Origin of the sequence: Inquilinus ginsengisoli (assembly GCF_031453975.1) — a bacterium.
Lineage (GTDB): Bacteria > Pseudomonadota > Alphaproteobacteria > DSM-16000 > Inquilinaceae > Inquilinus > Inquilinus ginsengisoli_A.
This window is the reverse complement of record NZ_JAVDPW010000003.1, coordinates 327,321-350,462: the sequence shown is the minus strand read 5'-3', so window position 1 is coordinate 350,462 and position 23,142 is coordinate 327,321. Positions and strand designations below refer to the sequence as shown.

At 71.1% G+C, this 23,142-nt stretch carries 24 protein-coding genes; 12 read left to right on the top strand and 12 right to left on the bottom strand.

The window, feature by feature from the left end:
- Positions 1-368: 368 nt before the first annotated feature.
- Together E9232_RS09400 and E9232_RS09395 are read right to left on the bottom strand one after the other, a co-directional pair.
- Complete coding sequence (locus tag E9232_RS09400) at positions 369-1,406, bottom strand: IS5 family transposase (protein WP_309793662.1); 1,038 nt, start codon at positions 1,404-1,406, stop codon at positions 369-371.
- Positions 1,407-1,567: 161 nt separating this feature from the next.
- Positions 1,568-1,978, bottom strand: a complete 411-nt coding sequence (locus tag E9232_RS09395; protein WP_309793660.1) for a VOC family protein — start codon at positions 1,976-1,978, stop codon at positions 1,568-1,570.
- Between the two features lie 161 nt (positions 1,979-2,139).
- Here E9232_RS09395 and E9232_RS09390 point away from each other — a divergent pair, with 161 nt between their 5' ends.
- Together E9232_RS09390 and E9232_RS09385 are read left to right on the top strand one after the other, a co-directional pair.
- A complete protein-coding gene (locus tag E9232_RS09390; protein ID WP_309793658.1) occupies positions 2,140-2,919 on the top strand; it encodes a pentapeptide repeat-containing protein in 780 nt (259 codons plus the stop codon).
- Positions 2,920-3,003: 84 nt separating this feature from the next.
- On the top strand, positions 3,004-3,288 hold the full coding sequence (locus E9232_RS09385) for a hypothetical protein (RefSeq protein ID WP_309793656.1): 285 nt from the start codon (positions 3,004-3,006) through the stop codon (positions 3,286-3,288).
- 24 nt (positions 3,289-3,312) lie between these two features.
- Here E9232_RS09385 and E9232_RS09380 read toward each other — a convergent pair whose 3' ends face one another.
- From E9232_RS09380 to vapB, 3 genes are all read right to left on the bottom strand, one after another.
- The gene (locus E9232_RS09380; RefSeq protein WP_309793654.1) at positions 3,313-4,332 is read right to left on the bottom strand and encodes an ABC transporter substrate-binding protein; all 1,020 of its coding nucleotides are present in this window, start codon (positions 4,330-4,332) and stop codon (positions 3,313-3,315) included.
- A 166-nt stretch (positions 4,333-4,498) separates the two neighbouring features.
- Positions 4,499-4,903, bottom strand: a complete 405-nt coding sequence (gene vapC / locus E9232_RS09375; RefSeq protein WP_309793652.1) for a type II toxin-antitoxin system tRNA(fMet)-specific endonuclease VapC — start codon at positions 4,901-4,903, stop codon at positions 4,499-4,501.
- Positions 4,903-5,136: a type II toxin-antitoxin system VapB family antitoxin gene (vapB, locus tag E9232_RS09370; RefSeq protein ID WP_309793650.1), complete on the bottom strand. Its 234-nt coding sequence runs from the start codon at positions 5,134-5,136 to the stop codon at positions 4,903-4,905. The genes vapC and vapB overlap by 1 nt, the downstream gene beginning before the upstream one ends.
- A gap of 243 nt (positions 5,137-5,379) precedes the next feature.
- On the opposite strand from vapB, the gene E9232_RS09365 reads away from it, so the two are divergent.
- Both E9232_RS09365 and E9232_RS09360 read left to right on the top strand, forming a co-directional pair.
- Complete coding sequence (locus tag E9232_RS09365; protein ID WP_309793648.1) at positions 5,380-5,661, top strand: ACT-like domain-containing protein; 282 nt, start codon at positions 5,380-5,382, stop codon at positions 5,659-5,661.
- A gap of 105 nt (positions 5,662-5,766) precedes the next feature.
- Positions 5,767-7,161: an MFS transporter gene (locus tag E9232_RS09360; RefSeq protein WP_309793646.1), complete on the top strand. Its 1,395-nt coding sequence runs from the start codon at positions 5,767-5,769 to the stop codon at positions 7,159-7,161.
- Between the two features lie 15 nt (positions 7,162-7,176).
- Here E9232_RS09360 and E9232_RS09355 read toward each other — a convergent pair whose 3' ends face one another.
- Genes E9232_RS09355 through E9232_RS09345 form a run of 3 tightly spaced genes read right to left on the bottom strand, consistent with a single transcriptional unit; the run spans position 7,177 to position 10,300 of the window.
- On the bottom strand, positions 7,177-8,496 hold the full coding sequence (locus E9232_RS09355) for an MFS transporter (protein ID WP_309793644.1): 1,320 nt from the start codon (positions 8,494-8,496) through the stop codon (positions 7,177-7,179).
- Positions 8,493-8,711, bottom strand: a complete 219-nt coding sequence (locus tag E9232_RS09350) for a DUF2783 domain-containing protein (protein WP_309793642.1) — start codon at positions 8,709-8,711, stop codon at positions 8,493-8,495. Before E9232_RS09350 ends, E9232_RS09355 begins: the two co-directional genes overlap by 4 nt.
- A complete protein-coding gene (locus E9232_RS09345) occupies positions 8,708-10,300 on the bottom strand; it encodes an FAD-dependent oxidoreductase (protein WP_309793640.1) in 1,593 nt (530 codons plus the stop codon). Before E9232_RS09345 ends, E9232_RS09350 begins: the two co-directional genes overlap by 4 nt.
- Positions 10,301-10,484: 184 nt before the next feature.
- Here E9232_RS09345 and hmgA point away from each other — a divergent pair, with 184 nt between their 5' ends.
- The 4 genes from hmgA (at position 10,485) to E9232_RS09325 (ending at position 15,186) form a co-directional block, all read left to right on the top strand.
- Positions 10,485-11,801 carry a homogentisate 1,2-dioxygenase gene (gene hmgA / locus E9232_RS09340; protein ID WP_309793638.1) on the top strand — a complete coding sequence of 439 codons (1,317 nt, stop codon included), beginning with the start codon at positions 10,485-10,487 and terminating at the stop codon, positions 11,799-11,801.
- Positions 11,798-12,823, top strand: a complete 1,026-nt coding sequence (locus tag E9232_RS09335; protein WP_309793636.1) for a fumarylacetoacetate hydrolase family protein — start codon at positions 11,798-11,800, stop codon at positions 12,821-12,823. Before hmgA ends, E9232_RS09335 begins: the two co-directional genes overlap by 4 nt.
- 197 nt (positions 12,824-13,020) lie before the next feature.
- Positions 13,021-14,181, top strand: coding sequence for a GNAT family N-acetyltransferase (locus E9232_RS09330; protein WP_309793634.1), 1,161 nt, complete (start codon positions 13,021-13,023; stop codon positions 14,179-14,181).
- Between the two features lie 84 nt (positions 14,182-14,265).
- Positions 14,266-15,186: a DUF533 domain-containing protein gene (locus E9232_RS09325; RefSeq protein ID WP_309793632.1), complete on the top strand. Its 921-nt coding sequence runs from the start codon at positions 14,266-14,268 to the stop codon at positions 15,184-15,186.
- A gap of 271 nt (positions 15,187-15,457) precedes the next feature.
- Here E9232_RS09325 and E9232_RS09320 read toward each other — a convergent pair whose 3' ends face one another.
- Positions 15,458-16,447 carry a 2-hydroxyacid dehydrogenase gene (locus tag E9232_RS09320; RefSeq protein ID WP_309793630.1) on the bottom strand — a complete coding sequence of 330 codons (990 nt, stop codon included), beginning with the start codon at positions 16,445-16,447 and terminating at the stop codon, positions 15,458-15,460.
- A 135-nt stretch (positions 16,448-16,582) separates the two neighbouring features.
- Between E9232_RS09320 and E9232_RS09315 the strand changes: the two genes are divergently transcribed.
- The 3 genes from E9232_RS09315 to E9232_RS09305 are packed head-to-tail and all read left to right on the top strand — an operon-like array spanning position 16,583 to position 18,818.
- Complete coding sequence (locus tag E9232_RS09315) at positions 16,583-17,323, top strand: CDP-alcohol phosphatidyltransferase family protein (RefSeq protein ID WP_309793628.1); 741 nt, start codon at positions 16,583-16,585, stop codon at positions 17,321-17,323.
- Complete coding sequence (locus E9232_RS09310; protein WP_309793626.1) at positions 17,320-18,066, top strand: FkbM family methyltransferase; 747 nt, start codon at positions 17,320-17,322, stop codon at positions 18,064-18,066. The genes E9232_RS09315 and E9232_RS09310 overlap by 4 nt, the downstream gene beginning before the upstream one ends.
- Positions 18,066-18,818 (top strand): RibD family protein, encoded by a 753-nt coding sequence (locus E9232_RS09305; RefSeq protein WP_309793624.1) that lies wholly within the window; start codon positions 18,066-18,068, stop codon positions 18,816-18,818. Before E9232_RS09310 ends, E9232_RS09305 begins: the two co-directional genes overlap by 1 nt.
- Before the next feature lie 153 nt (positions 18,819-18,971).
- Here E9232_RS09305 and E9232_RS09300 read toward each other — a convergent pair whose 3' ends face one another.
- From E9232_RS09300 to E9232_RS09290, 3 genes are read right to left on the bottom strand one after another with little or no spacing between them, the layout of a single operon-like run.
- On the bottom strand, positions 18,972-20,024 hold the full coding sequence (locus E9232_RS09300; protein ID WP_309793622.1) for a glycosyltransferase family 4 protein: 1,053 nt from the start codon (positions 20,022-20,024) through the stop codon (positions 18,972-18,974).
- A complete protein-coding gene (locus E9232_RS09295; RefSeq protein ID WP_309793620.1) occupies positions 20,021-20,425 on the bottom strand; it encodes a 6-pyruvoyl trahydropterin synthase family protein in 405 nt (134 codons plus the stop codon). Before E9232_RS09295 ends, E9232_RS09300 begins: the two co-directional genes overlap by 4 nt.
- A 2-nt stretch (positions 20,426-20,427) precedes the next feature.
- Entirely contained in the window at positions 20,428-21,414 is a 987-nt protein-coding gene (locus tag E9232_RS09290) for a zinc-dependent alcohol dehydrogenase (RefSeq protein ID WP_309793618.1), read from the bottom strand.
- A gap of 265 nt (positions 21,415-21,679) precedes the next feature.
- Between E9232_RS09290 and xylB the strand changes: the two genes are divergently transcribed.
- Positions 21,680-23,140: a xylulokinase gene (gene xylB / locus E9232_RS09285; protein WP_309793617.1), complete on the top strand. Its 1,461-nt coding sequence runs from the start codon at positions 21,680-21,682 to the stop codon at positions 23,138-23,140.
- Positions 23,141-23,142: the final 2 nt, after the last annotated feature.

Below are 23,142 nucleotides of genomic sequence, written 5' to 3'. Positions count from 1 at the left end.
CCTTTTCAGAATGCCTCCGAACCGTCCCGGCGGCTCGCAACGACATTGGCCGAGGTTAAAATGAGTCCCCCCTCCCGCAAGGGGAGGGGGAGCAAGAAGGGAGCAGGCTCGGTCTATTCTGAAAAGGTCCCGCTTGCGGGAGAGGTCGGAGGCGCGAAGCGGCTCCAGGTGAGGGGGTTTTGTCGAGGCCGGTGCCAGCCCTCACCCGGTCTCGCTGTGCGAGCCCGACCTCTCCCGCCAGGCGAGACCTTTTCAGAAAGGGTGTTGCGGCGGTGTGGGAGGGATTGGGGCCGGAGGGGATAGTAGGGCCTGAGGTCAGCGGCGGGATTGGGATCGTCCAGGAGCCGGCCGGGTCCGGAGCTCGGGGGTCAGGCGGATTTGGTTTTGGGAGTGGTGAGCACGACCAGCCGCTTGAGGTTGAGGGCGGTGCACAGCAGGGCGAGATGGACGGCGTTGCTGGCGACGCCGTAGTAGCGGACCCGGCTCCAGCCGCACAGCCGCTTGAGCTGGGCGAAGACCTGCTCCACCGGGGCGCGGCGCCGGCCGATGGCTCTGTTGTGCTGGATCTGGCGGGGAGTGAGCGGATGGTGCTTGTTGGGCCGGTGCATCATCCGGTCCTTGATGCCCTGTTCCCGCAGGGCCTCCCGGCGCTCATGGGTGGTGTAGGCTTCGTCGGCATAGACCGCCGCCTCGTCGCCGCAGATCAAGGCATCGGCCTCGACCGTGTCGTTGACGTTAGCCGGGGTCAGGCGTTGCCGCCGGATGATGCCCGAGCCCTGGTCGACCCCGACATGGGCTTTGTAACCGAAATAGCGACGGCCGCCCTTCTTGGTCCAGGCCGCCTCGGGATCGACCGCACTGCGCACCAGCTTGCTCGCCGGCCGAACCGGAGCCGGCGCACCGCCCTCGGCCGCCTCGGCCGGGATCTCCTCCGCCGCCGGCTTCGGCGGACGCTTCACCGCCGCCTCCACCAGGCCGGCGTCGATCAGCGTGCCGCGCCGCAGGATCAGCTCCCGCTGGTCGATCTGCCGATTGACCTCCTCGAACACCCGCTCCGCCAGACCGTGCCGCCGCAACCCCTCGCGGAACCGGTGGATGGTCACATGGTCCGGCGTCTTGTCATCCAGGGCGAAGCCGCAGAACCGCCGGAAGCTCAGACGGTCGGCCAAGGCCGCCTCCAGCCCGGGATCCGACAGCCCATGCCATTGCTGCAGCAACAGCGCCTTCAACAGCACCAACGCCGGGTACCCCGGCGCACCCAGACGCGACGGATCCAACGGCGATACCAATTCCCCCAGCGCCGGCCAGCCGATCAACTCCGACAAGCGATCCAGCGTCCCGTTCGCCCCCACACCCGACACCAGGCTGTCCGCCAGACTCAGCTGACCCACTTCCCGCCGCGACATCGCTTCGATCCCACACGTCTCCCTTCCCCAACCGAATCACGAAACCTCTCTTCTGAAAAGGTCTCGCCTGGCGGGAGAGGCAATCTGACTGACGCTCGGGATCCTGTCGGTCTTCGGCCAAGGCGTACTGGTCGTGATTCAACCTGAGACGATCACGCGCTCTACGGAAACAGCCCCGCCCCGTCCGAGCGGTGGCAGACGCAGCACAGCTTGTTGCCGTCGGGGTCGCGGACATAGGCGCCGTAGTAGCTGGGATGGTAGTGCGGCCGGGTGCCCGGCGTGCCCTCATCCGCCCCGCCCGCCGCCAGCGCCGCCCGATGGAAGGCGTCGACCTGCGAGCGGTCGCGGACGTTGAAGCCGATGGTGACGCCGTTGCCGAAAGTCGCCTGCTCGCCATTGATCGGGCGGCAGATCAGGAATTCCGGCCCGCTGTCGGCCTCGGGCACATAGCACAGCCAGCCGGCGACCCGGTCGTCGAGCTGGCAGCGCAACCCGATCGACGCCAGCACCTGGTCGTAGAACTGCTTGGCCCGGTCGATGTCGTTGGTGCCGACCGTGATGTGGCTGAACATGGCCCTCCCCGTGGCTTATGTTCCTATTTTTGGCATCATGCCCCAGGCCCACCAGCCAAGGCACGATGGATTCGCCTGAGCATAGCCCCCGATGTCCCTCGAACGAAGCAGCAACCCTCTCGGGAATTCCTATAATCGCTGATTGCAATGCGAGTCCCGCGATGGCCAGCGACCCGACCCCGATCGATCTCGACCAGTTCCGCCGCCGGCTGGCGGCCGGGGACGGCGTGTCCGGCGCCGCCCTGTGCGGGGTGGAATGGCCGGAGGCGGCGGGCGCGGAGGCGCGGTTCGCCGACTGCCTGTTCGAGGATTGCGGCTTCGCCGGCGGCGACCTGACCGGCGCCGAGTTCCGCAACTGCCGCTTCCTGCGCTGCCGCTTCGCCAGCACCAGCCTGCGCGACGCGGTGTTCGAGGATTGCGTGTTCACCGACCGCGCCGCCTCCACCGGCACCGTCTTCGCCTTCAGCGAGCTGCGCGACGCCCGCTTCGCCCGCTGCGACCTGTCCTTCTCAGGCTTCGAGCGGTCCGGCCTGTTCGGCATCGCCATGACCGGCTGCAACCTGCTGGGCGCCAAATTCGACCGCGCCGAGTTCAGCCATGCCTTCGGCCGCAAGACCATCTCCACCCGTGCCGAGTTCCGCGACTGCCGTTTCGAGTTGGCCGACCTGCACGGCATCCGCCTGCCCGGCTGCACCCTGGTTGGCTGCGACTTCCGCGAGGCCGACCTGACGGATGCGGATCTGAGCGAGGCGGACCTGCGCGACAGCGACCTGACCACGGCGGTGCTGGCCGGCGCCGCCCTGGCCGGGGCCGATCTGCGCGGCGCCGCGATCGCCGGGCTGAACCTGCTGGCGCTGCGCAGCCTGGCCGGGCTGAAGATCGGCCGCGACCAGCAGCACGCCCTGCTGGCGGCGATGGGCGTCGACGTGGTGGCGGAATAGCGCCCGGAACCCGGCGCCCGCAGGCCCCGTTGACTCCGTGACCGGCGATGGCCGGGCCGGACGGGCATCGCGGAGGAAGACGTCATGAACAACATCGGCCCCCTGACCCAGCAGATCCACAACGACCTGCTGACCCTGATCGGCGAGCGCTCGGACGACTACGCCGCCGAGGCCGGGGGCGACCAGGACGCGGTCAGCGGCGCGCTGATCGGGGCGCTGGCCTTCCTGACCGGCCAGATGATCGCCGCCGCGGTCGAGGTCGAGAGCGTGACGCCGCTGATCGAGCGCGCCACCGCCAACATGCGGGTCGGCGCCGATGTCGGCGTGGCCCAGGTCGAGACCTTCGATACCAGCGTCACCCGCCACTGACCGGATCGCGAAGCCGGGCAGGTGTCAGCGGGTGGCGGCGACGAAGCGGGGGTCGATCAGCCCGGCGGCGTCGACATCGCCATGCAGCACCCCGGCCGCCCGGGCCGCCTTCTTCACATCGGCGATGACATGCTCGGTGAAGGCGCCGGTCAGCTCCCGCCGGTTGTCGGCCAGCGAGCTGAAGATCACGCCGTCGAAGGCGGCCGACAGCTGCTCCGGCGCCGCGCCCACCGCCTTGGCGATGATGGCGCGGCCGCCAATCCTGTCCTTCTCGTAGTCGTCATGCGCCGCCTGCCACACGCGCAGCAGCGCTGCGACCTGGCCCGGCCGGCTGGCCAGCACCTCCTCGCGCACCACGAAGACGTCGGAGATCAGGCCCGGATCCTCCGCCGCCGTGTACAGCAGCCGGACCGTCGGATCCACGATCCGCGCCAGGGACAGATAGGGTTCGTAGCTCACCCCCGCCGGCACCTGCAGGGTGGTGACCGCGGCCGCGGAATCCAGGGCCGGCATCGGCATCGAGGTGATGTCGGCCAGGGTCATCCCGTTCTGCGACAGGGCGTAGCTGAGCAGGATCTGGCTGGTGCTGCCCGGCTCATACGCCACCGCCTTGCCCTTGAGGTCGGAAACATGCGCGATGCCCGGCCCGGCGATGATGGCGTCGGCGGTCATGCTGACGTCGAGCAGCGCGACGATCCGGATCCGCAGCCCGGCCGCCGCCAGCACCAGCGCGGTATGGGTGGCGACGTTGGCGCCGTCCAGCCGACCGCTGACCAGGGCGGCGTTGATGTCCTTGTCCTGGGTGAAGTTGACGATCTCGACATCCGTCAGGCCCTGCGCCCGGAACAGCCCCTTGGCCGCCGCCACATGCCACAGGCCGTAGCCCAGCCAGGGCTCGATCCCCATCCGGAAGCTGCCGGCCTCGGGCTGCGCCGGGATCTGCGCCGCCGCCGGCCCGGCCCCGATCAGCCCCGCCCCGACCAGCCCGACCGCGATGGCGGCCGCGAGGACGAGGCCGCGCCCCATCCGGCCCTGATCCGCCATTCGCCTCGCCTCCCCCCGTCCGGTGTCGTCCGGCCGAGGGCCGGCGGCGCTGATTCCGCCGGGCAACAGTTCATAAAGGGGTAACCCCGGGAGTCAACCGACGCGCCCGAAAACTTCGGACATAGTTCCTATGCAGCAAGGTGAGGGTGTAGGTGACCAGGGCCGCCTATGCCTGCACCCAGTTCTCGACCTGCAGCCCGGGAATCCGGTCGAACTCGCGGACATTGTTGGTGACGAGGGTCAGCGCCTCGCTGCGGGCGTGGGCGCCGATCAGCATGTCATGCGCGCCGGACGGGCGGCCCGCCCGCTCGAGGCTGGCCCGGACCTGCCCATAATGGGCGGCCGCGGCGGGCGAGAAGGGCAGGATGTCGAGACGCGCCGCGAAGCTCTCGATCGCCCGGAGGTTTTCCGGCCGGCGCGCCGACTTCTCCGCCCCGTAATGCAGCTCCGCCAGGGTGATGCTGGAGATGCAGAGCTGCTCGGCCAGCTGGTTGAACCGCTCGCGCAGGCCGGGCGGCTGGTTCCTGATCACGTAGATGCAGATGTTGGTGTCGAGCATGTAGCGCAGCATCACAGCGGCTCGCGATCCTCGGCCGGCGGCTGGCTGCGCTCCTCCATGAAGTCGTCCGATGCGCGGGGCCCATGCAGGAAGAAATCGTCCCAGCGCTTGCCGGCCGGCGTGATCAGCCGGCTGTCGCCGATCTTGATGATCTCGACCTGATGCGTCCCGTCGGGAAACGCGACCGCCTTGGGCAGGCGCACGGCCTGGCTGCGGTTGCTGGTGAACAGCGTCGTGCGAGTCATGGCCGGCCTCGGCATCTTGTATATCCAGTTGGGATATACATAGCGCCTTCCCGGGGGAAAATCAAGAATCCGGGCTCTGCCGGTAGATCGCGTCGGCGCTTGCCAAGCGCGCCGGGAGCGGATAACCATGGCGAATGGTCACCACGTCCTCCCTGCGAATTAGCCACTAGGCCCCGGGCCGGTCTTCACCGGCTCCCCCGGGGTCTCGTCCGTGTGCTGTTTCGCGATCCCCGGGAGAAGACGATGACCATGACCAGCGATGATGCGCAGGTCGTCTTTCATGTGGTCGGCATGGCCGACACCAACCTGCTGCCCCGCCTGCTCGAACATTTCTGCCTGCGCGATATCGTGCCCGACCATGTCCTGGCCGAACGCCAGGGCGACGAGATGCGGGTGACCATCGCCATCCGCCGCGACGCCTGCCCGGAATGGGAAGCGGTGGCGCGCAAGCTGGGCCAGATCTTCGTGGTCAAGAGCGTGCTGACTTCGGTCGACGATTCCGCCCGGCAGACCGCCGCCGGTTAGCGCCCCTTCCCCGCCGTCTGGGCATGGGACCGGCCGGCGGGATCGTGCTATCGGGGACCAAGCTGCCCGCCACCGCGCGGGCCCTCCCCACGATCCGGCCGCCCCATGACCCTGTCCTCGCGCCAACCCGTGCTGATCGCGCTCCTGGTCGCCGGCGCCTTCTTCATGGAGAACCTGGACGCCACCGTGATCGTCACGGCGCTGCCCGACATGGCGGCGTCCTTCGGCGTCCGGGCGATCGACCTGAATGTCGGGCTGTCGGCCTATCTCCTCACCCTCGCCGTGTTCATCCCGGCCAGCGGCTGGGTCGCCGACCGGTTCGGCGCCCGGTCGGTGTTCACCACCGCGATCGCGGTGTTCACTTTGGCCTCGGCCCTGTGCGCCGCCAGCGACAGCCTGTGGAGCTTCACCGCCGCGCGCATCCTGCAGGGCGTCGGCGGCGCCATGATGGTGCCGGTCGGCCGGCTGGTGGTGCTGCGCAACACCGCCAAGCAGGATTTGATGCGGTCGATCGCGTACATCACCTGGCCGGCGCTGGCCGCCCCGGTGCTGGGGCCGCCGGTCGGCGGGCTGATCACCAGCATCGCGTCGTGGCGCTGGATCTTCCTGCTCAACCTGCCGCTGGGCGCCATCGCCCTGGTGCTGGCGCTGCGGCTGATTCCCAACGACCGCAGCGACGACCGCCGGCCGTTCGACTGGCTGGGCTTCGCCCTGACCGGCTTCGCCTGCCTGGCCCTGATGTACGGGCTGGACCTGATCGGGCACCAGGAGATCCCCTGGGCGAGGGTCGCCGCGTTGCTGGCCGCCGCGGTGCTGCTGGGGGCCTGGGCGGTGCGCCATGCCCGCCGCCACGCCCATCCGCTGGTCGGGCTGGCGGCGATGGCGATCCACACCTACCGCGTCACCGTGCGCGGCGGGTCGCTGTTCCGCGCGGTGGTCAGCGCCGTGCCCTTCCTGCTGCCGCTGATGTTCCAGCTCGGCTTCGGGCTGGACCCGGTGCATTCCGGCCTGCTGGTGCTGGCGCTGTTCGCCGGCAATCTCGGCATGAAGCCGATGACCAGCTGGGTGCTGCGCAGCTTCGGCTTCCGCACCGCGCTCCTGGCCAACGGCGCGCTGCTGGCGGCGACGCTGTTCGCCTGCGCCCTGCTGACGCCGGACACGCCGACGGCGCTGGTCGCGGTGCTGCTGGTGGTCAGCGGCGCCGCCCGGTCGATGCAGTTCACCAGCCTGAACACCCTGGCCTTCGTCGACGTGCCCAAGCCGGAGATGAGCGCGGCCAACACCCTGTTCAGCGTGACCCAGCAGATCTCGATGGGGCTGGGCGTGGCGTTGGGGGCGATCGCGCTGCGGCTGGCCGGGGCGCTGGGCGTCGGGTCGGTCATCGCCGAGTACCAGACCGCCTTCGCCCTGCTGGGCGTGCTGGCGGCGCTGTCGCTGCTGGACTATTTGCCGCTGCGCCGCGACGCCGGCACCGAGGTCAGCGGCCACCGCCGCGCGTGAGTTTGCCGCCGAGGGCTAGCCGATCCGGGCGGCCCGCTCGGCATAGTGCCGGTGGCCCAGCCCGACCACGACGCTGAGGGCCGCGACCACCGCCAGGAAGATGCCGGGCGCGGCCTTGTCGCCGGTGATCGCGAGCAGCCAGGCGGTGATCAGGGCGGTGAAGCCGCCGAACACCGCCGCGGTGATGTTGTAGGCCAGGGCGACGCCGCTGAACCGCACCTCGGTCGGGAACAAATCGGCCAGCAGGGCGGCGAAGGTGCCGTTGGCGAAGATCCCGACCAGCCCGATCGCGGCGATCAGCAGGGTGATGTTGACGCTGTGCCCGACCATTGCCTGGTAGGCGGGATAGGCGCCGAGCGCGATGGCGAAGGCGCCGAAGCGGTGCAGGTGGCGGCGGGGAAAGCTGTCGCTGACGAAGCCGATCACCAGGATGCCGATCGACAGCAGCCCGACCGCGAGGTTGATGGCGACCGCCACCGTGGTCGGGTCGTAGCCCAGCGCGGTCGACAGGTATGGTGCCAGCGCCACGAAGACCAGGCTGTTGTAGGTCTGGACCACGGCGCCGACGCTGATGCCGACGATCAGCGCCCCGGGGAAGCGCCGGAAGATCTCCAGCGCCGGGATCCGCGCCGGGGCCTTGGCCATGGCCCTGAAGGCGGGGCTTTCCTGCAGCGCCCGGCGCAGCAGGAGGCTGACGACGCCGAGCAGGCCGCCGACGGCGAAGGCGATCCGCCAGCCATAGTCGCCCATCGCGGCCGGCGACAGCACCTCGTGCAGCGCCACGCTGACCGAGGTGCCGAGGAAGACGCCGGTGTTGACGAAGAACACGACGATGCCGCAGGCGAGGCCGGCCCGCCGCGGTGCCATCTCGGCGACATAGGTGATGGCGCCGGGCATCTCGCCGCCGACCGCGAAGCCCTGGATGAAGCGCAGCGCCGTGAACAGGATCGGCGCGGCGATGCCGAGCGCGGCATAGCCCGGGGTCACCGCCATCGCCAGCGTCGCGCCGGTCATGATCAGCAGCGACGCCATGAAGGACAGCCGGCGGCCGCGGCGGTCGCCGATATGGCTGAACACCAGCCCGCCGAGCGGGCGCGAGAGGTAGCCGACGGCGTAGATCGCGAACACGCTGATCAGCGCGACCAGCGGGTCCTGCGCCGGGAAGAAGGCGGCGGCGATGTACTGGGCGAAGATGCCGTAGATGATGAAGTCGTAGAACTCCAGCCCGGCGCCGAGGCTGGCCAGGACGATCACCCGCCAGTTCAGGCTGCCGATGGCGGGGATCTGCGATCGGTCGGACCCCGACCGCAGCTGCGCCCCGGACTGCACCGTCATCGCTCTCCCCCCGTTTCCCGGTTCCGCGCGGCATGGCCGATGGCCTCGATCACCCCGTCCGGATCCCCCGCCAGATTGGCCAGGATCAGCACCAGCCGCGCGTTGAGCCGCGCGCTTTCGGCAGCATCCAGACCGTCATGCGCCCGCATCAGCGCCTCGTAGACATCGTCGCCGCGCCCCGCCAGCCGGTCGCGGCCGAAATCCCGTCCGGTCATAGCCTCTCTCCCCTCGCCCGCGCCAGCGCCGCGCGCAGGTCTTCCACCGAAGCGCCGGTCAGCCGGGCCGCGACATGCTGGTCCGGCCGGATCAGGTACAGCGCCTCGCCGTAGCGGGCGGCGGCGTCGCCTTCGGGGTCGCCGAAGCCGCCGGCGCCGACGCGCAGCACCGGCAGCCCGGCCTCCCCGGGGACCACGACGGCACCGACGGCCAGCAGCACGAAGCCGTCGCCGAGATGGTCCAGCAGGAAGGTCGCGGCCCCGGTGTCGTCGGCCAGCCTCGCGTCCGGGCACGCCACTCCCGGCGCCAGCAGCCCGGGCGCCGCCGGGGCCGGGCTCTGCAGCGACAGCCCGGTCAGGGCGCAGGGCCGCGACAGCCGGCCGGAATTGACCAGCCGGCGGGCGAAGTCGTGGTCGGCCGCGAGATCCAGCACCGCCGCGCGGAACACCCGCTCCATCTCGCTCTTCGGGGTCATGAAGGCGGTGGCGCGGGCGGAGTTGAGGATGTTCTCGTCGGCCGCGCGGATGCGCTCCTCGTCATAGCTGTCCAGCAGCGCCGCCGGCGCCTCGCCCTGCAGCACCAGCGCCAGCTTCCAGGCCAGGTTGTCGGCGTCCTGGATGCCGCCATTGCCGCCGCGGGCGCCGAAGGGCGACACCACATGCGCCGCGTCGCCCAGGAAGATCACCCGGCCATGGCGGAACCGCTCCAGCCGGCGGCACTGGAAGCTGTAGACCGACACCCAGTCGAGCTCGAACGGCCGGTCGCCGACCATCGCCCGGATGCGCGGGATCACCCGCTCCGGCTTGCGCTCCTCCTCCGGATCGGCGTCGGGGCCGAGTTGCAGGTCGATGCGGTGGATGTCGTCCGGCTGCTTGTGCAGCAGCGCCGACTGGCCGGCGTGGAAGGGCGGCTCGAACCAGAACCAGCGCTCGGAGGGGAAATCGGCCTTCATCTCGACATCGGCGATCAGGAAGCGCTCCTCGAAGCCCCGCCCGGCGAAGTCGAGGCCCAGCAGGTCGCGCACTGCCGACCGGGCGCCGTCGCAGGCCAGCAGGTAGTCCGCTGACAGGTCGTAGCTGCCGGCCGGCGTCTCGACTCGGGCGCGCACGCCGTCTTCGGCCCGCGCCACCCCGACCACCCGGTTCTTCCAGCGCAGGTCGATCAGGTCCGGGAAGTCGGCGCAGCGCTCCGCCAGGTATTGCTCGACGTAATACTGCTGCAGGTTGATGAAGGCCGGCATCCGGTGGCCGGGCTCGGGCAGCAGGTCGAAGGCATAGAGCTCGCGGTCGCGGTGGAACAGCCGGCCGACCTGCCAGGTCACGCCCTTGGCCACCATGCGCCGGCCGACGCCGAGCCGGTCGAAGATCTCCAGACTGCGCTTGGCCCAGCAGATGGCGCGCGAGCCGACCGAGACCACGTCGTTGTCGTCCAGCACCACGCTGGGCACGCCGCGCAGCGCCAGGTCGATCGCCGCCGCCAGCCCGACCGGCCCGGCGCCGACGATGGCCACGGGATAGCGCGCCCGGCCGCCGCCGGCCAGCTCCGGCGGGGTGGATGCCGCGAAAGGCTGATGCGCGTATCGGGCCATGGCCGCTCCCTCGACTCCGGACCGTGCCCGTCTGTCGCCGATGTCAGGACAGCGCAGACGGTGTCGCCGGTCTATGGTGATCATCGATTCACGTTGAAATTCGTTTCAAATGAAACGATCATTCCGGCAACATGGAGTGACGGGGCCCCGGAATCGCGAGGCGCCGGCCGGTCGGGAGGATGCGATGACGCTTCGCTACATGCCGGGCTTCGGCAACGACTTCGAGACCGAGGCGCTGGAGGGCGCGCTGCCGCAGGGCCAGAACTCGCCGCAGCGCTGCGCCTACGGCCTCTATGCCGAGCAGCTGTCCGGGTCGCCCTTCACCGCGCCGCGCGGCACCAACGAGCGGTCCTGGCTGTACCGGATGCGCCCCTCGGTCCGGCATGTCGGGCGCTTCCGCGAGATCGAGCTGCCGGGCTGGAAGACGGCGCCGCATGTCGTCCGCCACGGCCGGCCGCTGGGCCAGCTGCGCTGGGACCCGACGCCGATCCCGGACGAGAGACTCACCTTCCTGACCGGCCTGCGCACCATGACCACGGCGGGCGACGTGTTCACCCAGGCGGGCATGGCCGCGCACATCTACACCGTCACCGAGTCGATGGGGGCCGAGGCCTTCTACAACGCCGATGGCGAGCTGCTGATCGTGCCGGAGCAGGGGGCGCTGCGCCTGGTCACCGAGCTCGGCGTGATCGAGATCGCCCCGGCCGAGATCGCGGTGATCCCGCGCGGCCTGAAGTTCAAGGTCGAGCTGGTCGACGGCCCGGCCCGCGGCTATGTCTGCGAGAATTACGGCGCCAAGTTCACCCTGCCCGACCGCGGCCCGATCGGCGCCAACTGCCTGGCCAATCCGCGCGACTTCAAGACCCCGGTCGCGGCCTATGAGGAGAAGGACACGCCGCACCGCGTGGTGGTCAAATGGTGCGGCGGCTTCCATGAGAGCGAGATCGGCCATTCCCCGTTCGACGTCGTCGCCTGGCACGGCAACTACGCGCCCTGGAAATACGATTTGCGCACCTTCTCGCCGGTCGGGGCCATCGGCTTCGACCACCCCGACCCGTCGATCTTCACCGTGCTGACCGCGCCGACGGGCGAGGCCGGCACCGCCAATGTCGATTTCGTGATCTTCCCCGAGCGCTGGCTGGTGGCCGAGCATTCGTTCCGGCCGCCCTGGTACCACATGAACATCATGTCGGAGTTCATGGGCCTGATCTACGGCCGCTACGACGCCAAGGAGGAGGGCTTCCTGCCCGGCGGCATGAGCCTGCACAACTGCATGCTGCCGCACGGCCCCGACGCCGACGCCTTCGCCAAGGCCAGCACCGCCGAGCTGAAGCCGGTGAAGCTGACCGGCACCATGGCCTTCATGTTCGAAACCCGCTTCCCGCAACAGCTGACACGCTATGCAGCGGAGCTTCCGACGTTGCAGGATGATTACACGGCCTGCTGGAGTGGGCTGGAGAAGCGGTTCGACAAGACCAATCGGGAGGATACCGGCCGATGAAGCTCGCCAGCCTGAGGGACGGATCGCGGGACGGACGTCTCGTGCTCGTGTCGCGCGACCTGACCCGGTACACCGTGGCCGGGGGGATCGCGCCGACGTTGCAGCGCGCCCTCGACGACTGGGACCTGCTGCGGCCGCGGCTGGAGGCGCTGGCCTACGACCTCGAGCTCGGCGCCGTGCCGAGCGAGCGCTTCCGCGAGCACCAGGCGCTGTCGCCCCTGCCCCGCGCCTACCAATGGGCGGACGGGTCGGCCTATGTGAACCATGTCGCGCTGGTGCGGAAGGCGCGCGGCGCCGAGATGCCGGAGAGCTTCTGGACCGACCCGCTGATGTACCAGGGCGGGTCCGACAGCTTCCTGCCGCCGCGCGCGCCGATCCGGATGGCCAGCGAGACCTGGGGCATCGACCTGGAGGGCGAGGTCGCGGTGATCACCGGCGACGTGCCGATGGGCGTCGATGTCGAGGCGGCGGGCAAGGCCATCCGCTTGGTCATGCTGGTCAACGACGTGTCCTTGCGCAACCTGATCCCGGCGGAGCTGGCCAAGGGCTTCGGCTTCTTCCAGTCCAAGCCGTCCTCGGCCTTCTCGCCGGTGGCGGTGACGCCGGACGAGCTGGCCGACGCCTGGGACGGCGGCCGCCTGCACCGGCCGCTGTCGGTCGAGCTGAACGGCGCCCCTTTCGGCCTGGCCGATGCCGGGACCGACATGACCTTCGACTTCCCGACCCTGGTCGCCCATGCCGCGAAGACCCGGCCGCTCGGCGCCGGCACCATCATCGGCTCCGGCACCGTCTCGAACCGCGGCGCGGATGGCGGCCCCGGCCGGGCGATCGCAGTGGGCGGCGTCGGCTATTCCTGCCTGGCCGAGCTGCGCATGGTCGAGACCATCCTGTCCGGTGCGCCGAAGACCTCGTTCCTGCGCTTCGGCGACACCGTCCGCATCGAGATGAAGGACGCGCAGGGCCATTCCATCTTCGGCGCCATCGAGCAGGTGGTGGAGGAGACGGACGCCGCGGCAGGGTAGGGAATCCCCCACGACGTCATTGCGAGCGCAGCGAAGCAATCCATGCCAGGCGGCGCCATGGATGGATTCGTCGGCTTCGCCTCCTCGCAATGACGAAGAGGGATGGGCCAGGCGGAAGACCGTGATGCCGTCTGGCACTTGCCCGACAAAACCATTGGGACCAGATTAAGGCTTTCGCACATGCGAGAGAGCGATCCATGCCCGACGGTACGCCCGAGGCAAGTCTCAAGCTCGTCGCCGACATCTCGGCGATCGACGCCGCCGCCTGGGATGCCTGCGCCGGGCCGGACAACCCGTTCCTGTCCCACGCCTTCCTGCTGGCGCTGGAGCAGAGCGGGTCGGTCTCGGCCGAGACCGGCTGGCTGCCGCAGCATTTGGTGCTGGAGGAGCCGGACGGCAGGCTGCTGGGCGCCGTGCCGCTGTACCTCAAGGGCCATTCCCAGGGCGAATACGTGTTCGACCACAGCTGGGCCCGGGCCTATGAGCAGGCCGGCGGCGAATACTATCCCAAGCTGCAATCGGCGGTGCCGTTCACGCCGGTGACCGGCCCGCGGCTGCTGACCCGCCCCGGCGCGCCCTCCGGCACTGCCGACCTGCTGATCCGGGCGCTGGAGCAGGCGGCGCTGGCGCACAAGGTGTCGTCGCTGCACGTCACCTTCCCGACCGAGGCCGACTGGTCGCGCTTCGGCGGGGCCGGCTGGCTGCAGCGGATCGGCGAGCAGTACCATTGGGACAATGACGGCTACGCCTGCTTCGACGATTTCCTGGCGACGCTGAACAGCCGCCGGCGCAAGGACATCCGCAAGGAGCGGCAGCGCGCGGTCAACGGCGACATCCGCCTGACCGTGCTGACCGGCGACGACCTGAAGCCCCGGCACTGGGACGCCTTCTTCCGCTTCTACATCAACACCAGCGACCGGAAATGGGGCGACCCGTACCTGACCCGGGAGTTCTTCGCCCGGATCGGCGAGACCATGGCCGACCGCATCGCCCTGGTCATGGCGGAGCGGGACGGACGCTGGATCGCCGGCGCGCTGAACCTGATCGGCACCGACACGCTGTACGGCCGCAACTGGGGCAGCGACGGCCGCGACTACCCCTTCCTGCATTTCGAGACCTGCTATTACCAGGCGATCGACTTCGCCATCGCCCGCGGGCTGAAGCGGGTCGAGGCCGGGGCCCAGGGCGAGCACAAGGTGATGCGCGGCTACCGCCCGGTGCGCACCTACAGCGCCCATTGGATCCGCGACCCCGGCTTCCGCCGCGCCGTGGCCGATTTCCTGGTGCGCGAGGCCCGGGCGGTCGAGGCCGGCATCGAAGACCTCGCCGAACACCTCCCGTTCCGTCAAGATCACTGAGAGCCGCACCCGCGGCCGGCATGACAATGCGGCGGCCCACCTGGCGATGACGCGGCCGTCACGGCGAACCGAGGGAGAGAGACCATGAATCTCGACAAGCTCTTGGGTGCGTTGACGCAGGGCGGCCTCGGCCGGCCCGCCGCCGGCGGCGGGGCCGCGGGAGGCCTCGACATCGGCGGCATCCTCAGCCAGGTGCTGGGCGGCGGCGGCGGGCTGGGCGGCAGTGGGCCGGGCGGCGGCGCGCCGGCCGGCGGCGGCGGCGGATTGGGCGGCCTCGGCGGCCTGCTGCAGAGCCTCGGCGGCGGCGCCTCGGGCGGTGGCGGCGGAGGACTCGGCGGGCTGCTGCAGAGCCTTGGCGGCGGCGGCGCGGCGGCACCCGGCGGTGGCGGCGGGCTGGGCGGCCTCGGCGGCCTCCTCAACAGCCTCGGCGGCGGCAGCCAAGGCCAGGCCGGCGGCGGGCTCGGTGGCGGCCTGGGCGGCGGGCTGATGGCGATCATCGCCGGCCTCGCCATGCAGGCGCTGCAGAACCGCGGCGGCGGCGCGGCGCCCAGCCTCGGCAGCCCGCCCGCATCGGCCTCGGACGACACCGCCCCGGGCACCGGCGGCGGCTTCCTCGGCATGGCCGATTCGGTCGGCGGGGCGCCGGCGGCGCATCTGATCGGCCAGGACACCGCCCACCGCATCATCCGCACCATGATCGCGGCGGCGGCGGCCGACGGCCGGATCGACGACAGCGAGGCCACGGCGATCCAGGGCCAACTCGGCGAGGACGACACCGAGGAGCGCGAATTCCTCGACAACGAGATCCGCAACCCGGCGACGCCGCAGCAGCTGGCCGCCGGCGTCGGCGGCACCCAGGAGGCGGCGCAGGTCTACACCGCGGCGCTGCTGACCATCAGCATGGACACGCCGGAGGAGAGCCGCTTCCTGAAGCAGCTGGCCCTGGCGCTGAAGCTGGACGCCCAGACCATCGCCGCGCTGCACCAGACGGTGAAGCCGGGCTGATCACGGGAGCACAGGTTGGGTTCGCGGTGGCGAACCCAACGATGGCCTGAGAGAAGAGTTTTGTTGAGACGCTCCATCTTCATTGTCATGCCACGGCTTGACCGTGGCATCCAGGGGCGGCCAGAGCGGTTCTTGGTGGCCCCTGGATTGCCCGGTCAAGCCGGGCAATGACAATGAAATCAAGCCCCAAGCACTGGCCACAACCTGAAAATCCCAATCGAACAACCGTGGGGCAAGCCGGGCAGACAGTGGAGGGGTGGCACGGTCGCGCCTAGAATTCCGTCTCCAGCACCTGGTCCGGCGGCACATGGCCGTCGATGAAGCTGCGGATGTTGACGATCACCTTCTGCCCCATGTCGATGCGGCCCTCGAGCGTGGCCGACCCCATATGCGGCAGCAGCACCACATTCGGCAGCTTCAGCAGCTTCGGGTTGACGTTCGGCTCGCGCTCGAACACGTCCAGCCCGGCACCGGCCAGCTCGCCCTGCTTCAGCATCTGCGCCAGCGCGGTCTCGTCGATCACCTCGCCGCGCGAGGTGTTCACGATCAGCGCGTGGCGGCGCAGCAGCTTCAGCCGCCGCGACGACAGCAGGTGGAAGGTCGCCGGCGTGCGCGGGCAGTTGACCGAGACGATGTCCATCCGCGACAGCATCTGGTCCAGGCTGGGCCAGTAGGTGGCGTCCAGCTCGGCCTCGACCTCGGGGTGGACGCGGTGGCGGTTGTGGTAGTGCACCGACAGGCCGAAGGCCCGGGCGCGGCGCGCCACCGCCTGGCCGATCCGGCCCATGCCGATGATGCCCAGCCGCTTGCCGCCCAGCCGCGCGCCCAGCATGCCGGTCGGGCTCCAGCCGGTCCATTGCGCGGCGCGGACCAGCCGCTCGCCCTCGGCCAGCCGGCGGGCCACCGACAGGATCAGGGCCATGGTCATGTCGGCGGTGTCCTCGGTCAGGACGCCGGGGGTGTTGGTCACGGTCAGGCCGCGCGCCTTGGCCGCCACCAGGTCGATGTGGTCGACCCCGGTGCCGAAGCTGGCCATCAGCTTCAGCTGCGGCCCGCATTCGGCGATCAGCCCGGCATCGATGCGGTCGGTGACCGTCGGCACCAGCACGTCGGCCTCCTTGACCGCCGCCACCATCTGGTCGCGGTCCAGCGCCACGTCGTCGTGGTTCAGCCGGGTCTCGAACAGCTCCATCATCCGGGTCTCGATGACATCCGGCAGCTTCCGCGTGACGATGACGAGCGGACGTTTTCTCTCGGCCATGGCAGAACCGTCCTGGCAACCCTATTTGCGCCATAGAGCAAGCTGGCCCCATGCTTGTCCAGCGCGGGGTGTTACCCAGGTCACCTCCAGGACGAAGAGTACCGTGGAAGTGTGGGCCGACAGGCCAGGAGAATCATGCGCGACGAGACCGATCTTCGGGGTGTGCTGCAGCGGCGGGCAAGGCTTCCCCTGGCGACGGGGGCGCTGGCGCTCGTCGCCCTGGCGCTGCCGCTCGCCGCCGACCCGGCGCTCGGCGTGTTTTTCGTGGCGCGGGCCGAGCTGCTGTATTGCGGCATCGCCTCGCTGATCCTGGCCGGCCTGGCGGCCCATGCGCCGCATCGCCGCTTCGGCGCGGCCAACTCGGTGACCCTGTCGCGGATCGTGCTGATCTGCCTGCTGGCCGCGCTGATGGGCACCGCCGCACCGGATGAGGACTGCCTGTGGCTGATCGCCGCCCTGGCCGGCCTGTCGCTGGCGCTGGACGGCGTCGACGGCTGGGCGGCCCGGCGCAGCGGCCTGGCCTCGCGCTTCGGCGCCCGCTTCGACATGGAGGCCGACGCCTTCTTCGTGCTGGTGCTCTCGGTGCTGGCCTGGCAATGGGGCAAGGTCGGGATCTGGGTGCTGCTGATCGGGGCGATGCGCTACCTCTACGTCCTGGCCGGCGCCGCCTGGCCTTGGCTGCGCGGCGCGGTGCCGGACAGCTTCGCCCGCAAGACGGTGTGCGTGATCCAGATCCTGGCGCTGATCGCCTGCCTGCTGCCGCCGATGCCGCCGCGCCTGGCCGCGCCGCTGGCGGCCGGCGCGCTGGCGCTGCTGCTGTGGTCGTTCGGCCGCGACGTGGTCTGGCTGTGGCGGCAGCGGCACGTGACCGCATGAACAGCTTGGTCCGCGCCGCCGGCATCGCCCGGTCGCTCGCCATCTATCGCGGCATCCCCGGCCGCTCCGCCCGCTTCCGCCGTTTCTTCTCGACGCTGGTCCGGCCCGGCGACCTGTGCTTCGACATCGGCGCCCATGTCGGCAACCGCAGCCTGTGCTGGGCCGATCTCGGCGCCCGGGTGGTGGCGGTGGAGCCGCAGCCGGATCTCGCCGCCCTGCTGCGCCGCAGCTTCCGCGGCCACACGGGCATCACCCTGGTCGAGACCGCGGTCGGCGCCGCGCCGGGCACCGCCACCCTGCATCTCAGCAGCCGCAACCCGACCGTCGCCAGCCTGTCGCCGGCGTGGATCGAGACGGTGTCGGCCACCGAAGGCTTCGCCTCGGTCCGCTGGGACCGCACGGTGGCGGTGCCGGTGACGACGCTGGACACGCTGATCGAACGCTTCGGCACCCCCGGCTTCTGCAAGATCGACGTCGAAGGCTTCGAGGCCGAGGTGCTGGCCGGCCTGTCCCGGCCCCTGCCCTGCCTGTCCTTCGAATACGTCCCGGCGGCGCTGCCGGCGGCGATCGTGGCGCTGGACCGGGTCGAGGCGTTGGGCCGCTACCGCTTTCAGGTCTCGATCGGTGAAACCGGACGCTTCCTGTGGCCGAACTGGCGTGACGGGCACGAATTGCGCGCGTGGCTGTTGACCCAAGGGGCGGATGACCGCTCCGGCGATATCTATGCGCGGGCCGAGGGATGATGGACACCGCCTGGATCTGGTTGCTCGACCGCCGTGCCGGACGGCCGGAGACGCCGTTGCCGGCCGATGACGCCGGGCGCGACCGGATCGAGCTGCTGCGGCCCTTCGCCGAGGCCGAGGGCCGCTTCGCCCTGGCCCATCTCGGCCAGAGCATCGACGGCCACATCGCCACCGGCTGCGGCCAGTCGCAATTCGTCACCGGGCCCTGCAACCTCGACCATCTGCACCGGCTGCGGGCGCTGGCCGATGCGGTGCTGGTCGGCGCCGGCACCGTGGCACATGACGATCCGCGCCTGACCACGCGCCGGGTCGACGGGCCGAACCCGGTGCGGGTGGTGCTTGACCCCGCCCGGCGGCTTGAGACCAGCCATCAGCTGTTCCACGACTGCGCCGCCCCGACCCTGCTGCTGTGCGCCGCCGACCGGGCGGATCAGGCCGCCGGGTCGGCCGAGATCATCGGCCTCGACGACCTGTCGCCGGCTGCGATCCTGGCGGCACTGGCGATGCGCGGGCTGCGGCGCGTGCTGATCGAAGGCGGCGGCACCACCGTCTCGCGCTTCCTGGCCGCGGGTGTGCTGGACCGGCTGCACATCGCAGTGGCGCCGATCATCATCGGCTCCGGCAAGGGCGGCCTGCGCCTGCCGGAGATCGCCCATCTCGACCAGGCCCTGCGCCCACCCTGCCGCACCTATGCCATGGGCGGCGACGTGCTGTTCGACTTCGACCTGCGGGGGACGGCCACGGAGGCCTGAATCGTCGGACGACGCTGCTCCTTTTCTTGTCATGCCACGGCTTGACCGTGGCATCCAGGGGCGGCCAGAGCGGCTCTTTGTGGCCCTGGATTGCCCGGTCAAGCCGGGCAATGACAGCAGGGGAATAGCAGCGAAGAAGCGGGCGGGCGGCTTCTAAACCACCCGATCCAACTCCCGCGCGAACGCCGCGGCCTGGGCCGGCCAGCCGGGCAGACGGGCGCGGGCGGCCAGCCCGGCCTCGCGCATCGCCAGCCGCGCCGCCGGGTCGGTCAGCACCCGGCGCAGCGCCTCGGTCAGCGCGTCGATGTCGCCCGGCGGCACCAGCAGCCCGGCGCCCGCCGGCACCGTCTCCGGAATCGCGCCGCCGGTGGTGCTGACGATCGGCAGGCCGCGCGCCGAGGCCTCGGCCAGCGCCATGCCGTAGCCTTCGTGATGCGAGGGCAGCACGAACAGGTCGGCCCGGTCGTAGTGGCGCAGCAGCGTCGGCTCGTCGATCTCGCCAATGAGGCGGATGCGGTCGGTCAGGCCGGCGTGCCGCACCGCCGCCTGCACCGCCGCGGCATGCGGCGCGTCGCGCTCCAGGCTGCCGGCGCAGTCCAGCCGCCAGGGCAGGCCGGCCAGCCGGCTCAGCGCCGCGACCAGGTCGAGATAGCCCTTGCGCGGCGTCAGCGTGGCGACGGCCAGCATCACCGGCGCCGCCTCGCCCGAGCCCTGCGCCGGCGGGGTCGGGTCGGTGCCCGGCAGCACCACGCCGATGCGCCCGGCCTCGACGCCGTAGCCCTGCTGCAGGTCGCGCGCCGTGCCCGGGCTGGTCACCACCACCCGCCGCGCCGCCGCCAGCGCCCAGCGCTCATTGGTTTCGAGCGCGCGGCGCTGCGCCCCGCTCAGCCCGTTCTCCAGCGCCAGCGGATGGTGGATCAGCGCCACCAGCCGCAGCCGGCCGGCCTCCGTCGCCACCACCTCAGGCAGCACGCTGAAGGCCAGCCCGTCGACCACCGTCAGGGTGCCGTCCGGCAGCGCGCGCAGGACGGCGGCGGCCTCGGCCACCGCCGCCGGGTCCGGGAACGGGAAGCCGTCGGCCAGCCGGTGCAGCGTCACGTCGCGACCCAGGCCGCGCAGCCCCTCGACCACGCGCTTGTCGTAGATGTAGCCGCCGGTGCGCGACTCCGGGTCGCCCGGCAGCACGAAGGCGATCGGGTCGCTCATCCCGCCAGACGGCCCTCATAGGAGGCCCAGGCGATGTGGGATTCGTGCAGGGTCACCACCAGGCTCTCGATCGCGGCAGCGCTTGGCCCGAGATCCCCCGCGGCGATGCGGGCGGCGACGCGGTCGAAGATGGTGCGGGACAGCACCTCGGTGGTGGTGTTCCAGCCGGCGAAGGCCGCGTCCTCGTCGAGGTTGCGGTAGTTCAGCTCGGCCAGGATCTCCTTCAGCGCGGTCGAGGCCAGGCCGATGTCGACCACGATGCCGTCCTCGTCCAGCTCGGGCCGGCGGAAGGCGAGGTCGACCACATAGGTGGCGCCGTGCAGCTTCTGCGCCGGGCCGAACACCTCGCCCCGGAAGCTGTGGGCGATCATGAAATGGTCGCGGACCGAAACCGTGTACATAGTCAATTTTCCTCGGGGTAACGGATGCGTTGGCACAGAGCCCCGGCCGGAGCAGCGGCCAGCCGGGCCAGCACTTCGGGCAAATCGTCGAAATCGCAGTCGCCGGTGAACAGCACGTCCAGCGCGGGGTCGCGCAGCAGCTCCAGCGCCTTGGCCATGCGGCGGGCATAATCCCAGCGTGGCCGCTGCGCCGTGGCCACCATCCCGACCTGGGACGACCGCAGTGTGAGGCGGCGCGAGTGGAAGGCCTCGCCCAGCGGCGCGGGCACCGGCGTGTCGCCGTACCAGCTGGCCTCGATCACCGTCGCCTCGATGCCGGCGAGGCCCAGCGCCGTCGCCAGCCCGGCCGGGTTGCCGCTGGTGTGGATGACGAGGTCCTGGTCGCCCGGCGCCGCGGCCGGCGCGGCAAAGCCGACGCCGAGCGCCGCGGCCACCGCCTCCCGGCCGGGATCGGTGTCGACCAGCGTCACGGTGCAGCCGGGAATCCGGCCGATCAGCCGGGCGGTGAGGCAGCCCACCACCCCGGCGCCGATCACCGCCACCCGGTCGCCCGGGCGCGGCGCCGCGTCCCAGGCCACGTTCAGCGCCGTCTCCATGTTGGCGGCCAGCACCGCCCGCTCCGGCGGCAGGCCGTCCGGCAGCGGCGTCACCGCCGTCGCCGGCACGACATAGCCGGTCTGGTGCGGATACAGGCAGAACACGTCGCGGCCCAGCAGCGATTCGGGCCCGGCCTCGACCCGGCCGACATTGATGTAGCCGTACTTCACCGGGCTCGGGAACACCCCGGCCTGGAACGGCGCCCGCATCGCCTGGTGCTGGCTGGGCGGCACCTCGCCCTGGAACACCAGGGCCTCGGTGCCGCGGCTGACGGCGCCGAAGCGGGCGCGCACGCGCACCTCGCCGGGCCCCGGCTCGGGCAGGGTTTCGGTGCCGATCCGGGCCTGGCCCGGCTTGAGGATCCAGAGGGCGCGCACATCCATGATGCCCATGGAATAAGCCCCTGCCTCGCCTGTGGCCAGAGGGGGACTTCGCGTGGGATCCGGCGGCAGCGGCATGGGCTCTCGCAACTGTCAGGAAACTCCACCTAGCAAGGCCGGGTTACCGGACGGCAACACCACGACGCCATTCGGTTACATCCGTAACAAAGCGGCGCGTTCGGGCCCTGATCCGCGTGCGGGGGACACCGCCACGCGTCGGCGCATTGTCTCCGGCCGGCGGGTTCCGTAGCCTGGGCGCGCAATCGGGAGAATGGGCATGTTTCTCGGGATCGATCTCGGGACCTCGGGGGTCAAGGTGGTGCTGGTCGACGGCGACCAGCGCGTGGTCGACCAGGAGGCGGTGCCGCTCTCCGTCTCGCGCCCGCATCCGCTGTGGAGCGAGCAGGACCCGGAGGATTGGTGGCGTGCCACCGACCGGGCCGTGGCCGCGCTGAAGGCCCGGCAGGGCCGGGCGCTGTCCGGCGTGCGCGGCATCGGCCTGTCCGGCCAGATGCACGGCGCCACCCTGCTCGATTCGGCCGACCGGCCGCTGCGCCCGGCGATCCTGTGGAACGATGGCCGCGCCGGCGCCGAATGCGTGGAGCTGGAGCGGCGCGAGCCACGGTCGCGCACCATCACCGGCAACCTGGCCATGCCCGGCTTCACCGCGCCCAAGCTGCTGTGGGTCGCGGCGCATGAGCCCGAGATCTTCGCCCGCACACGCCGGGTGCTGCTGCCCAAGGACTATCTGCGCCTGCGCATGACCGGCGCCGCGGCGTCGGAGATGTCGGACGCGGCCGGCACGCTGTGGCTCGACGTCGCGGCCCGGCGCTGGTCGGAGGCGATGCTGGCGGCCACCGGCCTGCCGCCCGCCGCCATGCCGGAGCTGTTCGAGGGCAGCCAAGCCACCGGCACGCTGCGCCCCGACATCGCCGCCGCCTGGGGCGTGCCGGCGGATGCGGTGGTGGCCGGCGGGGCCGGCGACAACGCGGCGGGTGCCGTGGGGGTCGGGGTGATCCGGCCGGGCGAGGCCTTCCTGTCGCTCGGCACCTCCGGCGTGCTGTTCGTGGCCGATGCCGGCTATGCCCCCAACCCGGCGCAGGCGGTGCACGCCTTCTGCCACTGCCTGCCGGCGACCTGGCACCGCATGTCGGTGATCCTCAGCGCCGCCTCGGCCCTGTCCTGGCTGGCCCGGCTGCTGGGCGGCACCGAGGCGGAACTGCTGGCGGAGGCGGAACGGGCCGACCCCGACACCGGCGACCTGCTGTTCCTGCCGTACCTCTCGGGCGAGCGTACCCCGCACAACGACCCGGCGGCGACCGGGGTCTTCGTCGGCCTGACCCATGAGACCGGACGGCCGCACCTGGTCCGCGCGGTGCTGGAGGGCGTGGCCTTCGCCTTCGCCGACGGCCAGGCGGCGCTGACCGCGGCGGGGACGGAGATCGGCGAGGTCTCGGTGATCGGCGGTGGTGCCCGCTCGCAGTTCTGGGGCCGGATCCTGGCGGCGGCGCTGAACCGGCCGCTGCACTACCCGGCCGGCGGCGAGCTCGGCCCCGCCTTCGGCGCCGCCCGCCTCGGCCGGCTGGCCGCGACCGGCGAGGCGCCGGAGGCGGTGTGCCTGCGGCCGCAGACCGCGCATGTGGTCGCACCGGACGCGGCGCTGACCGAGCGCTACGCCGCGAAGCACCAGCGCTTCCGCGCCCTGTACCCGATGCTGAAGCCGGCCTGGGCGGGTTAAGG

Excerpts from the sequence above, each read along its gene's own strand:
- E9232_RS09400 (WP_309793662.1), bottom strand. The coding sequence starts at position 1,406 with ATGTCGCGGCGGGAAGTGGGTCAGCTGAGTCTGGCGGACAGCCTGGTG.
- E9232_RS09395 (WP_309793660.1), bottom strand. The coding sequence starts at position 1,978 with ATGTTCAGCCACATCACGGTCGGCACCAACGACATCGACCGGGCCAAG.
- E9232_RS09390 (WP_309793658.1), top strand. The coding sequence starts at position 2,140 with ATGGCCAGCGACCCGACCCCGATCGATCTCGACCAGTTCCGCCGCCGG.
- E9232_RS09385 (WP_309793656.1), top strand. The coding sequence starts at position 3,004 with ATGAACAACATCGGCCCCCTGACCCAGCAGATCCACAACGACCTGCTG.
- E9232_RS09380 (WP_309793654.1), bottom strand. The coding sequence starts at position 4,332 with ATGGCGGATCAGGGCCGGATGGGGCGCGGCCTCGTCCTCGCGGCCGCC.
- vapC (WP_309793652.1), bottom strand. The coding sequence starts at position 4,903 with ATGCTGCGCTACATGCTCGACACCAACATCTGCATCTACGTGATCAGG.
- vapB (WP_309793650.1), bottom strand. The coding sequence starts at position 5,136 with ATGACTCGCACGACGCTGTTCACCAGCAACCGCAGCCAGGCCGTGCGC.
- E9232_RS09365 (WP_309793648.1), top strand. The coding sequence starts at position 5,380 with ATGACCATGACCAGCGATGATGCGCAGGTCGTCTTTCATGTGGTCGGC.
- E9232_RS09360 (WP_309793646.1), top strand. The coding sequence starts at position 5,767 with ATGACCCTGTCCTCGCGCCAACCCGTGCTGATCGCGCTCCTGGTCGCC.
- E9232_RS09355 (WP_309793644.1), bottom strand. The coding sequence starts at position 8,496 with ATGACGGTGCAGTCCGGGGCGCAGCTGCGGTCGGGGTCCGACCGATCG.
- E9232_RS09350 (WP_309793642.1), bottom strand. The coding sequence starts at position 8,711 with ATGACCGGACGGGATTTCGGCCGCGACCGGCTGGCGGGGCGCGGCGAC.
- E9232_RS09345 (WP_309793640.1), bottom strand. The coding sequence starts at position 10,300 with ATGGCCCGATACGCGCATCAGCCTTTCGCGGCATCCACCCCGCCGGAG.
- hmgA (WP_309793638.1), top strand. The coding sequence starts at position 10,485 with ATGACGCTTCGCTACATGCCGGGCTTCGGCAACGACTTCGAGACCGAG.
- E9232_RS09335 (WP_309793636.1), top strand. The coding sequence starts at position 11,798 with ATGAAGCTCGCCAGCCTGAGGGACGGATCGCGGGACGGACGTCTCGTG.
- E9232_RS09330 (WP_309793634.1), top strand. The coding sequence starts at position 13,021 with ATGCCCGACGGTACGCCCGAGGCAAGTCTCAAGCTCGTCGCCGACATC.
- E9232_RS09325 (WP_309793632.1), top strand. The coding sequence starts at position 14,266 with ATGAATCTCGACAAGCTCTTGGGTGCGTTGACGCAGGGCGGCCTCGGC.
- E9232_RS09320 (WP_309793630.1), bottom strand. The coding sequence starts at position 16,447 with ATGGCCGAGAGAAAACGTCCGCTCGTCATCGTCACGCGGAAGCTGCCG.
- E9232_RS09315 (WP_309793628.1), top strand. The coding sequence starts at position 16,583 with ATGCGCGACGAGACCGATCTTCGGGGTGTGCTGCAGCGGCGGGCAAGG.
- E9232_RS09310 (WP_309793626.1), top strand. The coding sequence starts at position 17,320 with ATGAACAGCTTGGTCCGCGCCGCCGGCATCGCCCGGTCGCTCGCCATC.
- E9232_RS09305 (WP_309793624.1), top strand. The coding sequence starts at position 18,066 with ATGGACACCGCCTGGATCTGGTTGCTCGACCGCCGTGCCGGACGGCCG.
- E9232_RS09300 (WP_309793622.1), bottom strand. The coding sequence starts at position 20,024 with ATGAGCGACCCGATCGCCTTCGTGCTGCCGGGCGACCCGGAGTCGCGC.
- E9232_RS09295 (WP_309793620.1), bottom strand. The coding sequence starts at position 20,425 with ATGTACACGGTTTCGGTCCGCGACCATTTCATGATCGCCCACAGCTTC.
- E9232_RS09290 (WP_309793618.1), bottom strand. The coding sequence starts at position 21,414 with ATGGGCATCATGGATGTGCGCGCCCTCTGGATCCTCAAGCCGGGCCAG.
- xylB (WP_309793617.1), top strand. The coding sequence starts at position 21,680 with ATGTTTCTCGGGATCGATCTCGGGACCTCGGGGGTCAAGGTGGTGCTG.